Annotated in this window: 1 protein-coding gene; it reads right to left on the minus strand. The window is 49.7% G+C overall.

Going from position 1 to position 386, the window contains the following annotated elements; translation table 11 throughout:
• Window positions 1–386: hypothetical protein (locus tag BCT81_RS00750; protein ID WP_133152471.1), on the minus strand; the 386-nt coding region annotated here is incomplete at both ends.

Here is a 386-nt window from a genome sequence, read left to right on the forward strand (position 1 = left end):
TTCAGGTTGAGGCTCAGCTTGTGCTTCTGTGCTAACTTCTGCCTCAGCTTCCGCCAACGCGTCTTCTTCATTAAACTCTGGAAGCTCGAAATCATCAAACGAGAATTCGTCTTCGCTCTGTTGCTCCGCGGCTTCTGGCTGTGAGGCTACTTCAGGTTGAGGCTCAGCTTGCAGTTCAGTGGTAGTTTCAGCCTCAGCTTCCGCCAACGCGTCTTCTTCATTAAATTCTGGAAGCTCAAAATCATCAAACGAGAACTCGTCTTCGCTCTGTTGTTCTACAACTTCTGGCTGTGTTGCTGCTTCAGGTTGTGGCTCAGCTTGCGCTTCAACGATAGCCTCTGTCTCGGCTTCAGCTAGTGCATCTTCTTCACCAAACTCTGGAAGCT

The sequence above is a fragment of the Vibrio sp. 10N.261.52.A1 genome (assembly GCF_002876325.1).
Taxonomy (GTDB): domain Bacteria; phylum Pseudomonadota; class Gammaproteobacteria; order Enterobacterales; family Vibrionaceae; genus Vibrio; species Vibrio chagasii.